The organism is Streptomyces sp. NPDC058872 (assembly GCF_042743065.1).
Taxonomy (GTDB): domain Bacteria; phylum Actinomycetota; class Actinomycetes; order Streptomycetales; family Streptomycetaceae; genus Streptomyces.
The window spans coordinates 51,329-65,213 of the sequence record NZ_JBHYMK010000032.1; the positions used below are offsets into that span (position 1 = coordinate 51,329).

The 13,885-nt window shown below is 71.5% G+C and carries 13 protein-coding genes; 1 reads left to right on the top strand and 12 read right to left on the bottom strand.

Annotation, left to right across the window (positions count from 1 at the left end; genetic code table 11):
* Positions 1-113: 113 nt before the first annotated feature.
* From ACFW22_RS21075 to ACFW22_RS21115, 9 genes are all read right to left on the bottom strand, one after another.
* Complete coding sequence (locus ACFW22_RS21075) at positions 114-905, bottom strand: ABC transporter permease (protein ID WP_386406763.1); 792 nt, start codon at positions 903-905, stop codon at positions 114-116.
* Between the two features lie 13 nt (positions 906-918).
* Positions 919-1,692 carry an ABC transporter permease gene (locus ACFW22_RS21080; protein ID WP_386406766.1) on the bottom strand — a complete coding sequence of 258 codons (774 nt, stop codon included), beginning with the start codon at positions 1,690-1,692 and terminating at the stop codon, positions 919-921.
* Positions 1,689-2,816: an ATP-binding cassette domain-containing protein gene (locus ACFW22_RS21085; protein ID WP_386406769.1), complete on the bottom strand. Its 1,128-nt coding sequence runs from the start codon at positions 2,814-2,816 to the stop codon at positions 1,689-1,691. The genes ACFW22_RS21080 and ACFW22_RS21085 overlap by 4 nt, the downstream gene beginning before the upstream one ends.
* 127 nt (positions 2,817-2,943) lie before the next feature.
* Positions 2,944-3,948, bottom strand: a complete 1,005-nt coding sequence (locus ACFW22_RS21090) for an ArsR/SmtB family transcription factor (RefSeq protein ID WP_386406772.1) — start codon at positions 3,946-3,948, stop codon at positions 2,944-2,946.
* Positions 3,945-5,486, bottom strand: coding sequence for a methyltransferase (locus ACFW22_RS21095; protein WP_386406775.1), 1,542 nt, complete (start codon positions 5,484-5,486; stop codon positions 3,945-3,947). Before ACFW22_RS21095 ends, ACFW22_RS21090 begins: the two co-directional genes overlap by 4 nt.
* 248 nt (positions 5,487-5,734) lie before the next feature.
* A complete protein-coding gene (locus ACFW22_RS21100; protein ID WP_386406778.1) occupies positions 5,735-6,418 on the bottom strand; it encodes a small secreted protein in 684 nt (227 codons plus the stop codon).
* 228 nt (positions 6,419-6,646) lie between these two features.
* Complete coding sequence (locus tag ACFW22_RS21105) at positions 6,647-8,992, bottom strand: sodium-translocating pyrophosphatase (protein WP_386406781.1); 2,346 nt, start codon at positions 8,990-8,992, stop codon at positions 6,647-6,649.
* 288 nt (positions 8,993-9,280) lie between these two features.
* Positions 9,281-9,739, bottom strand: a complete 459-nt coding sequence (locus tag ACFW22_RS21110) for an ATP-binding protein (protein ID WP_384874453.1) — start codon at positions 9,737-9,739, stop codon at positions 9,281-9,283.
* A gap of 15 nt (positions 9,740-9,754) precedes the next feature.
* The gene (locus ACFW22_RS21115; RefSeq protein WP_015034520.1) at positions 9,755-10,108 is read right to left on the bottom strand and encodes an STAS domain-containing protein; all 354 of its coding nucleotides are present in this window, start codon (positions 10,106-10,108) and stop codon (positions 9,755-9,757) included.
* A gap of 80 nt (positions 10,109-10,188) precedes the next feature.
* On the opposite strand from ACFW22_RS21115, the gene ACFW22_RS21120 reads away from it, so the two are divergent.
* The gene (locus ACFW22_RS21120) at positions 10,189-12,726 is read left to right on the top strand and encodes a DEAD/DEAH box helicase (RefSeq protein ID WP_386406785.1); all 2,538 of its coding nucleotides are present in this window, start codon (positions 10,189-10,191) and stop codon (positions 12,724-12,726) included.
* On the opposite strand, the gene ACFW22_RS21125 is transcribed toward ACFW22_RS21120, so the two are convergent.
* Genes ACFW22_RS21125 through ACFW22_RS21135 form a run of 3 tightly spaced genes read right to left on the bottom strand, consistent with a single transcriptional unit; the run spans position 12,620 to position 13,846 of the window.
* Positions 12,620-13,300, bottom strand: coding sequence for an Rv3654c family TadE-like protein (locus tag ACFW22_RS21125; RefSeq protein WP_386406788.1), 681 nt, complete (start codon positions 13,298-13,300; stop codon positions 12,620-12,622). The two genes, ACFW22_RS21120 and ACFW22_RS21125, sit on opposite strands and share 107 nt — an antisense overlap.
* Positions 13,297-13,611, bottom strand: coding sequence for a TadE family type IV pilus minor pilin (locus ACFW22_RS21130; RefSeq protein WP_386406791.1), 315 nt, complete (start codon positions 13,609-13,611; stop codon positions 13,297-13,299). The genes ACFW22_RS21125 and ACFW22_RS21130 overlap by 4 nt, the downstream gene beginning before the upstream one ends.
* 28 nt (positions 13,612-13,639) lie before the next feature.
* Complete coding sequence (locus ACFW22_RS21135) at positions 13,640-13,846, bottom strand: DUF4244 domain-containing protein (RefSeq protein ID WP_386406794.1); 207 nt, start codon at positions 13,844-13,846, stop codon at positions 13,640-13,642.
* Positions 13,847-13,885: the final 39 nt, after the last annotated feature.

The window sequence follows — 13,885 nt, forward strand, 5'->3', positions numbered from 1 at the left end:
AACCTTTGTGCGGTTCCTTCCGCTCCGTACCGGTCCCGATGCTCCGTACCGGTCCCGATGCTCCGTACCGGTCCCGATGCTCGGCAGTGGCCGGCGACGGAGGGAGGCGTGTGTCACATGACGTCGAGCGTGGCCCGGCGCCGACTGCCCCGCTCGAAGACGGCGAGGAGCACGACGGCGAGCAGCCCCCATCCGACGCCGACCGCAAGCTCGGCACCGAGAAGACGCCCGTCCAGGGCATCGCCCCCGGTCAGCGCGCGTGCCGCGTCCGCCGCGTGGGTGAGCGGCAGTAGCTCCCCGACGTTCCGCATCCACTCCGGCAGCGTCTCCCGGGGCACGGCGGCACCGGTCAGGAGCAGCAGCCCCGAGCTGGCCACGTTCGACACCAGGAACACATCGCGGAAGCGCAGCCCGAGCGCCCCGAGCGCGAGCCCGAAGGCGGAACAGCCCCCCGCAGCGACGAGGAGCACCAGCCCCAGTGCGGGCACTGACCCGGCAGGCACGGGCAAGCCCAGCAGGAGTACGGCGGCGGTGAGCACGAAGGCGCTGACGAACAGTCCGTTGAGGACGTACGGGACGGCACGTCCGAGCCACAACGGGACCCGGCGCCGCGGCGAGAGCAGAACGGCCCCGAGGGTGCCGTACCGACGCTCGTTGGCGACGGCCATCGTGCCGCCGTACACGCAGGAGGCGGAGGCTGCGAGGACGGCATGGCCCACGAGGTGGAAACGATCGTCGGCGACACCCAGTTCCCTGCCCAGGAAGACGAAGAAGAAAACCTGGAGGAGCGGTCCGACCAGCAGCGTTCCGATGAACATCGGAGGAGTGGCCCAGTTGAAGAGCGCCCGGTAGGAAATCGCCCCGCCGACGATCACGAGCCTGGCCGTGGCAAGGAAACGGAACATGACTGCTGACCTTTCAGGTGAGGGCGAGGGTGGCGGCGGCACGGGCCCGGCGCTCCACGCGCCCGAGGACGAGGACGGCGACGAGGGCGCATCCGGTCCCGAGCACAGCGGCGGTGAGCAGCGGCGTGACCACGTCCCCGCCGGAGGTCGCCGCGTGCACGGCCCGCGCTCCCCAGGTCGTGGGCAACGCCCAGGAGATCGGACGGGTCCAGGCGGGCAGCACGGTGATCGGCACGAGCAGTCCGGACAGCAGCCAGACGGGGGTGTCGAGCGGGTTGGCGAGGGCATTGGCGTTGCGCAGCAGGACGAAGGTGGCGGCGAGCAGCAGCCCCGTCATCCCCAGGACCAGGACGCACACCGGAACGGCGAGCAGGAAGAGCAGCGGGTGCGCGAAGTCGAGGGGCACGTCGAAGAGCAGGACGCCCCAGAGGATCGTGGCACCCATCGCGTACGTGCCGATGACGGCGGTCGCGAGGGTGATCGGGAGCAGCACGAGGGCGAGCGGCGTCGGCGCCACGACGAGGGTCTCCAACGTGCCCAGCCAGCGCTGGTTCTGCACGGCACCGCCCGAGCCGAAGAGCACGGAGCCCCAGATGCCCATCAGCCCGGCTCCGACGGAGGCGGTGAGCAGCCGGTCGGGATCGCCGGCGGCGCGGAACAGGTAGACGGCGAGGGTGGCGTGGACGAGCGGCACGAGGACGGCGAAGGTGATCTCGATCGGGGAGCGCGACATGGAGGAGACGTGGATGCGCATCCCGACGAGGAGCAGCCGTGGCAGGCGCCTCATGCGGACGCCTCCTCGGTCACGCCCTCGGACGGGTCCGCGATCACGCCCCCGGTCAGGTCCGCGGTGCCGCCCTCGGGCGGGCGGAAGGCCCCCTCCCCGCCCGGGCCCCTTCCTGCGGTGCCCTCCGCACCCTCGGTCGTCGCCTCCTGCCGCACCGCCTCCTCCACGATCGCGATGTAGGCGTCCTCCAGGGACGGTTCGCGACTGGTGACCCTGCCGATCCGTACGCCGTCGAGCGCGGCCAGGACGGGTCCGTGCAGTTCGGAGGCGCCACGCCCGGTCTGCACGGCCACGGTCTGCAGGGCGCCGCGGTCCTCCACGGACACCCCCCGCACTCCGGGGACCTGGCGCAGCCGGTCGAGCCGCGCCTCGTCGACGCCGTACGCCTCGACCTCCAGCACGTCCCGCCCCCGTACCCGCCCCTTGAGGACGTCGGGGGTCCCGAGGGCACGGATCCGACCGCCCGCGATCACCGCGATCCGGCCGCAGAGCTCGTCGGCCTCGGCCATGTAGTGCGTGGTGAGCAGGACGGTGGTGCCGGTGCCGGCCAGGTCGGCGACCGTACGGCGCAGATCGCGGGCGGCAACCGGGTCGACCCCGATGGACGGCTCGTCGAGGAAGAGGACGTCGGGGCGGTGGAGCAGGCCGCGGGCGATGTGGAGGCGCTGTCGCATGCCGCGCGAATACCCCTCGACGCGTTCCCGCTCCCGGCCCGCGAGGCCGACCAGGTCGAGGAGTTCGTCGATGCGGCGCTTCTGACCACGGGCGGGGACGCCGTGGAGCTCGGCGAAGTAGCGGAGGTTGTCGAGCGCGGAAAGCCGGTCGTACAGGCCCCGGTCGCCGCCGAAGACGTAGCCGATCCTGCGACGCACCGCGACGGGGTCGTGGGCCACGTCGTGGCCGAACACCCGGGCCGTGCCGGAGGTCGGCAGGAGCAGGGTGTTGAGCATCTTGATGGTGGTGGTCTTCCCGGCGCCATTGGGTCCGAGCAGGCCGAACAGTTCCCCCGGCGCCACCTCGAAGGTGACCCCGCGCACGGCCTCGGTCTCGGTGCGACGGGGCCGTGGCCATCCGGTCCTGCTGGTGAAGGTGCGGCGCAGTGCGTCCGCCTCGATTGCGAGCATGCACCGGACGGTAGGAGCGGGTGGGAGGACCGGACCATCGATTCGGGCGCGCCCGAATCATCGGCTGCGAGGCCGTCCCCGACCCCGGCCCCCACCGGCCCCGCGGCCCGCGGCCCGCGGCCCGCCCTCAGGCGACGGCCGTGAGAACGCCCTCCCCCGCGAGGAGCGCGAGCAGGGAACGGCCGGTGTCCGTCAACTGGTAGTAGACGGAACGCCCGACGCGGTGACGGGTGACCACCCCGGCCTCCGCGAGCACCGACAAGTGCTCGGAGACCGTGCTGGGCGCGAGCCCGAGGCGGTCGGCGAGTCCGGCCGTGGTCAGGGGCCCGCCCAGTTCCCGCAGCACCGCGGCCCTGCCCCGGCCGAGCATGAGTCCGAGCCGGTCCTCGGCGACGGGTTCGGGCGGTTCGCGCAGTGCGGCGGCGCCCCGGGCCTGGAAACTGAGCGCGAACACCTCGGGGTCGTCCGTCGAGTACAACCGGCAGCCCTCCGCGAAGATCAGCGGCACCAGGACGAGTCGGCGCTCCCCCGGCGCGTACTCCGCGTCGATGTGCTTGGTCAGTTCGAGGACCGGAGGATTCCAGCGGCCCCGCGTCTCCAGGCCGGCGAACAGCGCGTCGACGCCCTCGGTCGCGAACGTCCTGGCCCGGACCAGCACTTCGTCCTCGACCAGTCGCCGCATCGTCGGCCAGTACGGCTCGACCGCCCCCTCCCAGTAGGCCTCGTACGCGTCGGCGAGCGCCGCGCAGGCCGCCTCCGGGTCCTTCAGGTACGGCCGCACGAAAGGGGCGTCGGCCATGCCGGGGTAGCAGACCGCCACTTGGGCGCGGACGAACTCCGGGTCGGTGTCCCGCAGCGCGGCGAGCTCCTCGCGGACGTGGACCGTGCCGAACGGCCGGGGCAGCAGGAAATCGGAGACGTCCGTCGGCCCTTGGGTGAACAGGTCCCAGAGCGGGCGGAGTCGATCGTCCTCGCGCCACACTTCGCGCGCCCGTCCCAGCCATCCCTGGTAGGGCCAGGACGGGTGGCGGTGCGGCAGCGCGAGGTGCATCGCGCAGAACGCGTCGCGCAGCGGGCTGATCGCGATCCGGGTGGCCCCGAGCGAAGCCTCGTTCAGCTCGATCCGTATCAAGCGGCGTGCTCCTCCCCGCCGACGGGAACCAGGAAGCCCTCCTCGACGAGCAGTCGGATCGCCTGGGGCGTGCGGTCCCGCAACATGACCGGGTCCTCGCCCGTCAACTGACCGATCGCGTCCAGGATGCGGCCCGCGCTGAGCGTGCCGTCGCACACCCCGGCGAACCCGGCGCCCACGTGGTCGACCTTGGTGGCGCGGCGCATGCCCCGGTTCTGCCGGAGCACCACGTGCTCGGGATCCTCGGCACCCGGCAGTCCCACTTGCTCCTGCACCACCTCGGGAGCGAGCACGAACCGGTCGGCGAGCAGCGCGGCGTCATCGTGGTCGCGCAGATAGTCCTGGCGCTCGAAGTGGGCGCGGACGGCGGGGCCGAGGGGCTGCTCGACCGGGTGCGGCCACTCCTCGATGAGGATCGAGGGCTCGACCGCACCGGAGGCCACCGCCTCGCTCCGCCGGATCGTGATCCAGCCGAAACCGATGGCACGGGTCTTGCTCGCCTCGAAGGAGTCGAGCCAGCGGTCGTACGCCGCCCGGTAGGCCTCCGGGTCCCCCCGGTGGTCGCCACTGTCCCGCAGCCAGAGCTCCGCGTACTGGGTGACGTCCTGGACCTCGCGCTGCACGATCCAGGCGTCACAGCCGCGCGGCACCCAGGAGCGCAGCCGGTCCTGCCACTCTTCTCCCTCGACGTGCTGCCAGTTGGCGAGGAACTGGGCGTAACCGCCGTCGTTGAGCCGCTCCCCGGCCTGCTGCACGAGCGTGCGGCACAGGTCGTCGCCGCTCATCCCGCCGTCCCGGTAGGTCAACCCGGCGCCGGGGGAGATCACGAACGGCGGATTGGAAACGATCAGGTCGTAGGTGGCGCCCCGAACGGGCTCGAAGAGCGAGCCCGTCAACAGCTCGGCCTCCCGGGCCCCGGAGAGGGCCAGGGTGAGCCGGGTGAACTCCAGGGCGCGGGGATTGAGGTCGGTGGCGGTGACCAGGGTGGCGTGCTGGGCGGCGTGCAGCGCCTGGATGCCGGAACCGGTTCCGAGGTCGAGCGCGGAGGGGACCGGTGTGCGGACCGTGATGCCGGCGAGCGTGGTGGAGGCTCCACCGACACCGAGGACGACGCCCTCGTCCTTCGTGCCGATGCCACCGGCGCCACCGACGGCACAGCCCAGGTCGGAGACGATGAACCAGTCCTCACCGTCCGGCCCGCCGTACGGCCGGACGTCGACGGTGGCGGACACCGCGCCGTCCGCACGGACCACCCAGCCGTCGGCGAGGGCCTCGTCCAGGGGAAGCACGGCGGCGGCCCGGTCGTCCGCGACCGGCTCCTGGAGCAGGAAGAGCCGGACGAGCGTCGCCAGCGGGGAGTCGCCGCGGGTGGCGCGCAGGGCGGGCACGGTCTCGCTGCGGGCAAGCGCCGCGTAGGCCGGGGCGCCGAGCAGGTCGAGCAGTCCGTCCGCGGTGAAGTCGGCGGCGAGCAGGGCCTCGCGCAGACGGGCGGCGTGCGTGGGCACCGGGAGGCGGGGGGGCAGGCTGGTCGTACTCACCGCTCCATTGTGACGGCCGCCACCGACATCGGGGCGGCCGACCCGGCGACGGCTGTCCGATCGCCCCACCGAACCGGTCCGGCGCCCTTTCCCGAACCGGTCCGGCGCCCTTCCCGAACCGGTCGGACCGCCGGTCGGACCGGTCGGACCGCCGGCCGAACGGGGACGAGGACGGCGGGGACGGGCCGGACCGCGGCGGGCGACCGGTGCCCCGTGCCGGGACGACGCCCGGCCGGTCGGTCCGGTTCCTACTCCTCTGTGTCCTTGCTCGCCGAGGGCTTCGCGGTCGACGGCTGGGTCGTCGCCTTCTGCGTCTGCTCCGCGGCATCGGGGTCCGCATCGGCGGTCGAGCCGGCCTTCGGGGAGGCGGACGTCTTCGGCGGAACCGAGGCGGTGGGCTTCTGGCAACCGGGCTGCTTGGCCATCGCCTGGCCGAGCTCGCCCTCCTCCAGCTTGGACAGGGCGTTCTGGTCCATCTTCTCGATCTTGCTCAGGCCGTCGGCAACGCCCTGGAGGCCGTCCGCGAACTTCTGCTGGTTCGTCGGGTCCAGTGCGTCGACCTGCTTCTTCAACCCCTCGTAGGCGAGGGCGGTGGCATTGAGTTCCTTGATCGCGTCCTGCTGGACCTTCTCGCCGTTCTCGACGGGCGGGGCCCCGGCGGCCTCGACGGCTTTCGCGAGGGCCCGGTCGGCATTGGCGATGTCCTGGAACGCCTTCGAATCGGCGGCCTGGATCTCGGCAGGCTTGCTGTCGGCTGCCGTCGAGATGATGATCTGGTGGGCGTCGGCCCGCTTCTGGATCTGGGGCTTCGCCTGGTCGCAGAAGGTCTTCGCCCAGTCACCCACCTTGTCGCCCTCGTCGTCGCTGCAACCGGACAGCGCGAGCACCAGTACCGCGCCGCCGGACAGTGCGGCCGCAAGCTTCTTGTTCAACGGATCGGTCCCTTCGAAGGCTCTCGGCCCCGGAACATACACGCCGAACGGGCTACTTCCACCTTTCGTGCGACGGATTCCTCCCATATTGAAGCCTTTTGAACCAAGGGACACCTCTCTCGAACACGCTGGGAACACGCGGGAATGAGACGGACGCCACGTACGGACGACGACACGAGCGGCCCGGACCGACCTCCGCCCCGGACCGACTTGACGGACGACGTCGCCTCAGGACACTTCCACCGAACGCCTCTTGGAGGCCCGAACGGCACCGATGACGACGAGGAGCGCAATCACCGCGACCGCCGCCCGCACTCCGGCACTCGCGTCACCGCCGTAGCTGAAGCGCACGATCGCCGGCGCGATCAGCAGCGCCACCAGGTTCATCACCTTCAGCAGCGGGTTGATCGCCGGACCTGCCGTGTCCTTGAACGGATCCCCGACCGTGTCCCCGATCACGGTCGCTTCGTGGGCCTCGCTGCCCTTGCCGCCGTGGTTTCCGTCCTCGACCAATTTCTTCGCGTTGTCCCACGCACCACCCGAGTTGGCGAGGAAGACCGCCATCAGCGCCCCCGTGCCGATCGCCCCGGCGAGGTACGCCCCGAGGGCCCCGACGCCGAGCGCGAAGCCGACGGCGATCGGAGCCATCACGGCGAGGAGCCCCGGGGTGGCGAGCTCGCGCAGTGCGTCCTTGGTGCAGATGTCAACGACCCGCCCGTACTCCGGCTTCTCGGTGAAGCCCATGATCCCGGGGTGCTCACGGAACTGCCGTCGCACCTCGTAGACGACGGATCCGGCCGAGCGGGACACCGCGTTGATCGCGAGACCGGAGAACAGGAACACCACCGCCGCACCGAGGATCAGGCCGAACAGGTTGTTGGGCTGCGAGATGTCCATGGAGAGCGTCAGTTCACCGGTCTTCACCCCGAGTTCCCCGAAGCCGTCGAAACCGCCGAACTCGCCGACATCGGCGACCGAGGTCGCGATCGCGTCCCGGTACGAGCCGAAGAGCGCCGAAGCCGCCAGGACGGCGGTGGCGATGGCGATGCCCTTGGTGATGGCCTTCGTGGTGTTGCCGACGGCGTCGAGATCGGTGAGGACCTGTGCGCCGGCCCCCGTGACGTCCCCGGACATCTCCGCGATGCCCTGGGCGTTGTCGGCAACCGGGCCGAACGTGTCCATGGCGACGATCACGCCGACCGTGGTGAGCAGCCCCGTGCCGGCGAGGGCCACCGCGAACAGCGCCAGCATGATCGAGGCGCCCCCCAAGAGGAACGCCCCGTAGACGGTCAGGCCGATCAACAGGGCCGTGTAGACGGCGGATTCCAGACCGAGCGCCACGCCCGCGAGGACGACCGTCGCGGGGCCGGTCAACGAGGACTTCCCGATGTCCCGGACCGGTCGCCGGTTCGTCTCGGTGAAGTAGCCGGTGAGCTGCTGGATGAGCGCTGCCAGGACGATGCCGAGCGCGACCGCGACCAGGGCGAGGACCCGAGGATCACCGCCGTGGTCGCGGATGCCCGGCTCGGTGACGCCCTCCAGGTCGGCGTACGAGGACGGCAAGTAGGCGAAGGCGGCGATCGCGACGAGCGCCAGCGAGATGACCGCCGAAACGAGGAAGCCGCGGTTGATCGCGCTCATTCCGCCCCGGTCGGCGCGCCGCGGGGCAACCGTCAGGATGCCGATCACGGCGGTGACCACGCCGATCGCCGGAACGATCAGGGGGAACGCGAGGCCGTGGTCCCCGAACGCCGCCTTGCCGAGGATGAGCGCGGCGACCAGGGTCACGGCGTACGACTCGAAGAGGTCGGCCGCCATGCCGGCGCAGTCACCCACGTTGTCGCCCACGTTGTCGGCAATGGTGGCGGCGTTGCGCGGGTCGTCCTCGGGGATGCCCTGCTCGACCTTGCCGACCAGGTCGGCACCGACGTCGGCGGCCTTGGTGAAGATGCCGCCGCCCACGCGCATGAACATGGCGATGAGCGCGGCGCCCAATCCGAAGCCTTCCAGCACCTTGGGCGCATCGGCCGCGTAGACGAGGACCACGCAGGCGACCCCGAGCAGTCCGAGGCCGACGGTGCACATGCCGACGACCCCGCCCGTGCGGAACGCGATCCGCATGGCCCGGTGCGCGACCTCGCTGGGGTCCTTCTCGGGTTCGCCGGGTGCCGGAGTGGCCTCCCTGGCCGCGGCGGCGACCCGCACGTTGGTCCGTACGGCGAGCCGCATGCCGATGTATCCGGTGACCGCCGAGAAGAGCGCGCCGACCAGGAAGAACAGGGAACGTCCCGCACGCTGCGACCAGTTGTCCGCCGGGAGCAGCATCAACAGGAAGAACACGGCCGCGGCGAAGACGGCCAGGGTCCGCAGCTGCCGCGCGAGGTAGGCGTTGGCCCCCTCCTGCACGGCGGCGGCGATCTCCTTCATCCTCTCGGTGCCCTCACCGGCCGCGAGGACCTGGCGGACGAGGATCCGTGCGACGACCAGCGCGGCCAGGGCGACGACCGCGACGACGACCACGATCGTCCGGTTCCCGCTCGTGAGCACCGCCGCGGCGAGGGAAGTGGGGTCCATGGAAACGGATCATAGGGAGGCGAACCGTAACAAACGGGGATGACGGACGGCTGCCACGCGGATGCACCAACCGACCTGCACCGGTGTGTCGACCTCGCCCGGACGCACGGAGACGCGGAAGGCGCACGGGCAGGACCGGCAGGACAGGCAGGACAGGCGGTACAGGCAGGACAGGCAGGACGAGCGGGCCCGACGCGGACGCAGTCGAGCCCGGGAGCCGGGCACGCAGAAGGGGCCCCGCGGCTGCGGGACCCCTTCTGGTGCTCCACGTACGTGTACGCGAACGGGTCAGGACAGGACGTCCGCCGAACTCACCGGCCAACTCATCCGGATCGTGCCGCCGTCCTCACCAGCGCTGACTTCGACGTCGTCGACCAGCCCGCGGATCACCGCGAGCCCCATCTCGTCCTCGCCGTCAGCGTCGTCGAAGTCCTCGGCCGGGGCCGCGGCCCGGGCACCGGGGACACCGGCGGCATCGGCCGCCGCGACCCCCGCACCCGGCACTTCGTCACCGACCTCGATGGAGAACGTCTTCTCCTCCTCGGTCAGAACGACCCGGATGGGGGTCATGACGTCATTGCTGCGGTGCAGCCCGACCGCACGGGAACAGGCCTCACCCACAGCGAGACGCACCTCGTCGAGGACCGCCTCGTCCACGCCAGCCCGGCGCGCGACCGCGGCTGCCACCAGGCGGGCCGTGCGGACGTGCTCGGGCTGGGCGGTGAAACGGAGTTCAACGGTGGCCATACGAACCCCCTGGGCTCAGTCGACGGCGTTGACGGCCTCGTCGACCGAGGTGTGGATCGGGAACACCTTGGTGAGACCCGTGATCCGGAAAATCTTCAGAATGCGCTCCTGGTTGCAGACCAGGCGCAACGAGCCCTCATGGGCACGCACGCGCTTCAGGCCGCCGACGAGCACACCGAGGCCGGTGGAGTCGAGAAAGTCCACGCCCTCCATGTCGACGACCAGGTGATAGCTGCCGTCGTTCACCAACTCAACCAACTGCTCGCGCAGCTTGGGCGCGGTATACACATCAATCTCGCCACCGACCTCGACGACCGTACGGTCACCACCAGCGCCGGACACATTGCGAGTCGACAGGGACAGGTCCACGGATCCTCCAGCACCTTGCTATCGAGCGATCGTTCTCTCGGGTCTCCGGGGCGGAGCCGAGGAACGGAACGCCAGCCGCGATGGCATTCAATCATTTACCAGCAACCATGCACGACGCCTTAGAAGCATTGTCCGTCATGGCAGTGACACACTCGATGCCGATGGCCAAGAATCACCAGCCCCGTCGCCCGGCCGGGGAAACGGGCAGTCGCCCTTCTCCCGGCACGGTCCTCGACCGGCTCTCCTCGGGCGAGAGCCGGTCCGCGCGCATCACTCATACGGAGCACATGCCCGCCCGAGAAGGCCGTCATGCCGTCTGGCCGCACCGCATCCGCCCGGAAGTGATCGCGGCGATCCAGGAGGCCGGCATCGAGCACCCCTGGGCTCACCAGGCCGAGGCCGCCGAGCACGCCCTGGACGGCAAGTCCGTGGTGATCGCCACCGGCACCGCCTCGGGCAAGTCACTCGCCTACCTCGCCCCGGTCCTCAGCACCCTCCTGGACGGCTCAGAGGCAGCGAACGGCCGCGGTGCCACCGCCCTCTACCTCGCACCCACCAAAGCCCTCGCAGCTGACCAGCGACGCGCCGTGCGCGCACTGGCCGCCCCGCTCGGGAATCGGATCCGCCCCGCCGTCTACGACGGGGACACGCCGGTCGAAGAGCGCGAGTGGGTCCGCCAGTATGCGAACTACATCCTGACCAATCCCGACATGCTTCACCGGAGCGTGCTCCCCTCCCACCCCAGGTGGTCCTCCTTCCTGCGCTCCCTGCGCTACGTCGTGATCGACGAGTGCCACACCTACCGGGGAGTATTCGGCTCCCACGTCGCCCAGGTGCTGCGCCGCCTGCGACGGATCTGCGCCCGGTACGGTTCCGACCCGGTCTTCCTCCTCGCCTCTGCCACCGCGGCCGAGCCCGCCCGGGCCGCCGGCCGCCTCACCGGCCTCCCGGTCGCCGAGGTGTCCGACGACGCCTCCCCGCGCGGCGAACTGGTCTTCGCACTGTGGGAGCCGCCGCTGACCGAGCTGCACGGTGAGCGCGGTGCACCCGTGCGCCGCACCGCCACCGCCGAGACCGCCGACCTCCTCACCGACCTGACCCGCCAGGGCGTCCGCTCGGTCGCCTTCGTCCGGTCCCGGCGCGGCGCCGAACTGATCTCGGTGATCGCCCAGCAGCGACTGGCCGAGACCGACCGTGTCCTGGCCCGGCGCGTCGCCGCCTACCGGGGTGGTTACCTACCCGAGGAGCGGCGCGCCCTGGAGCGGGCTCTCCACTCGGGCGAACTCCTCGGCCTGGCTGCCACGACCGCCCTGGAACTGGGCGTGGACGTCTCCGGCCTGGACGCCGTCGTGATCGCGGGCTACCCCGGCACCCGTGCCTCCCTGTGGCAGCAGGCGGGCCGCGCCGGCCGCTCGGGCGAGGGCGCCCTCGCGATCCTGGTCGCCCGGGACGACCCGCTGGACACCTTCCTGGTGCACCATCCAGAAGCGATCTTCGAGCAGCCGGTCGAGACGACCGTCCTGGACCCCGACAACCCGTACGTCCTCGCCCCCCATCTGTGCGCAGCGGCCGCGGAGCTCCCGCTGACCGAGCCGGACCTGGCCCTCTTCGGCCCGGCCGCACCGGACCTGCTGCCGCAGCTCGAAGGCGCCGGCCTGCTGCGCCGCCGCGCCACCGGCTGGTACTGGACCCGGCGCGAGCGGGCCGCCGACCTCACCCACATCAGGGGCGGCGGCGGCAACCCCGTCCGCATCGTGGAGGCAGGCACCGGCCGTCTCCTCGGCACCGTCGACGAGGCCGCCTCCCACACCACCGTCCACGAGGGCGCCGTCCACCTCCACCAGGGCCGCACCTATCTGGTCCGGGAGCTCGACCTCAAGGACTCCGTGGCCCTCGTCGAAGAGGCCGTCCCGCCGTACTCCACCACCGCCCGCGACACCACCTCCATCGCCGTGCTCGACACCGACACCGAGGTTCCCTGGGGAGCCGGCCGCCTCTGCTACGGCTCCGTCGAGGTCACCCATCAGGTCGTCTCCTTCCTGCGCCGCCGGTTGATCACCGGCGAGGTGCTCGGTGAGACCAAGCTCGACCTGCCACCCCGTACCCTGCGCACCCGGGCCGTGTGGTGGACGGTCACCGAGGACCAGCTCGACGCCGCCCGGATCACCCCGGAGATCCTCGGCGGCGCCCTGCACGCCGCTGAACACGCCTCCATCGGCATGCTGCCGCTCTTCGCCACCTGCGACCGCTGGGACATCGGCGGCGTCTCCGTGCCGCTCCACCCCGACACCCTGCTGCCCACCGTCTTCGTGTACGACGGCCACCCCGGAGGCGCGGGCTTCGCCGAGCGCGCCTTCCACACCGCCCGTGCCTGGTTGACGGCCACCCGGGAGGCCATCGCCTCCTGCGAGTGCGAGGCGGGCTGCCCCTCCTGCGTCCAATCCCCGAAGTGCGGCAACGGCAACGACCCGCTCCACAAGCGCGGCGCCGTCCGCCTCCTGGCGGAACTCCTCAGGGCGGCCCCGGAGCCGCTCCGGGAGGCCACGGGGGAGACGTCCCCGCCATCGACGCCCTCGCCGACGGGAGAAACAGCACCGGAGGGCCTGCGCGGGACCTGACCTCCGGCCGGTACGGGCCGTGGACGCCCCTCGTGGTCACCTCTGCTACTTCCTCCCGTACCGAGCACTGCAGCAGCTCAGCGCCCTGTGCAGAGGCCACCCTGGATGCGGCGGCGCACGCCTCGACCTCACCCCACAGGGCCCGGTCCGCGGCTGCGAGAGCCGCCAGGTCGGCGGCCCCGCCAGCCCGATGCCTGGCCACCACCGCCTGCCCCAGCGCAAGCACGGCCCCGAACACCATGCACAAGGTGCAGGCTGCGAACACGGCCCATGCGGTCGCCGCCCCACGATCTGCACGGCGCGCTGCTCGCCCGAGCTCCCGGAGGAACGGCCGGCGACCCACCCGGCAGAGCGACGACCAAACCATCCGTCGGGCCCTTCCCCCACCTTCCCGCCGAAGGATTCTCCGACCCCGAACCCCGTACGGGCACCGCATCCGGCTTCTGCCCGGAGTCCACAGACCGGCTCCGGTCCTGGCCCCGGACGTTCTTCCGCCCCGGGGTACGGTTGCTCTCCCCTTCCTGGCCACGGGCCTTGCCCCGAGGGGCGCACCCCGTTCCTGCTCAGCCGTCATGACGCTCCCCCGGCGATCAGGTCCTCCGCGAGGGCCGCTGCGCCCGCCCGCACGGTCAGGCCCATGCCCCAGGGACCCGGAGCAGCAGCTTCCACGACCACGTGCCACAGCTCGCCCTCCCGTGCCACCGAGATCCGCGCCCCCTCGGGTGCGGCCGTCCTGGCGGCTTCCTCGGCAGACGCCACCGGTTCCGATCGGGCCGCAGCCCTCGCTCCCGCCCGCGCCGCGTCCACACAGCGGATCTGCACGGTTGCTGCGGCCAGCGCCCAGAGCAGAGTGACCGTGAAGAGAGCGAGGAGAGGGAGGACCATCGCCGCCTCCACCGTCACGAACCCCCGGTCAGAACGGCGCATCGAGCGCTTTTCCGATCATCGACTCCAGCGCTCCCGAGACGGCTCCGCTCGTCACGATCTTGTAGAGCACCGCAGCGAACGCTGCCGCAGCGATCGTCCCCACCGCGTACTCGGACGTCGTCATCCCCGCGTCACTGCGCGCCGCCGCCTGCCGTGCCCGCCACCAACTGCTCAGCCGTACCTTGAACGTCATCTCGAAACTCTCCGTCCTGCCCTGTCGCGTACTCGTTCT

Bases quoted from the DNA above. Each gene is read 5' to 3' on its own strand.
- ACFW22_RS21075 (WP_386406763.1), bottom strand. From the start codon at position 905: ATGTTCCGTTTCCTTGCCACGGCCAGGCTCGTGATCGTCGGCGGGGCG.
- ACFW22_RS21080 (WP_386406766.1), bottom strand. From the start codon at position 1,692: ATGAGGCGCCTGCCACGGCTGCTCCTCGTCGGGATGCGCATCCACGTC.
- ACFW22_RS21085 (WP_386406769.1), bottom strand. From the start codon at position 2,816: ATGCTCGCAATCGAGGCGGACGCACTGCGCCGCACCTTCACCAGCAGG.
- ACFW22_RS21105 (WP_386406781.1), bottom strand. From the start codon at position 8,992: ATGGACCCCACTTCCCTCGCCGCGGCGGTGCTCACGAGCGGGAACCGG.
- ACFW22_RS21110 (WP_384874453.1), bottom strand. From the start codon at position 9,739: ATGGCCACCGTTGAACTCCGTTTCACCGCCCAGCCCGAGCACGTCCGC.
- ACFW22_RS21120 (WP_386406785.1), top strand. From the start codon at position 10,189: ATGGCATTCAATCATTTACCAGCAACCATGCACGACGCCTTAGAAGCA.
- ACFW22_RS21125 (WP_386406788.1), bottom strand. From the start codon at position 13,300: ATGACGGCTGAGCAGGAACGGGGTGCGCCCCTCGGGGCAAGGCCCGTG.
- ACFW22_RS21130 (WP_386406791.1), bottom strand. From the start codon at position 13,611: ATGGTCCTCCCTCTCCTCGCTCTCTTCACGGTCACTCTGCTCTGGGCG.
- ACFW22_RS21135 (WP_386406794.1), bottom strand. From the start codon at position 13,846: ATGACGTTCAAGGTACGGCTGAGCAGTTGGTGGCGGGCACGGCAGGCG.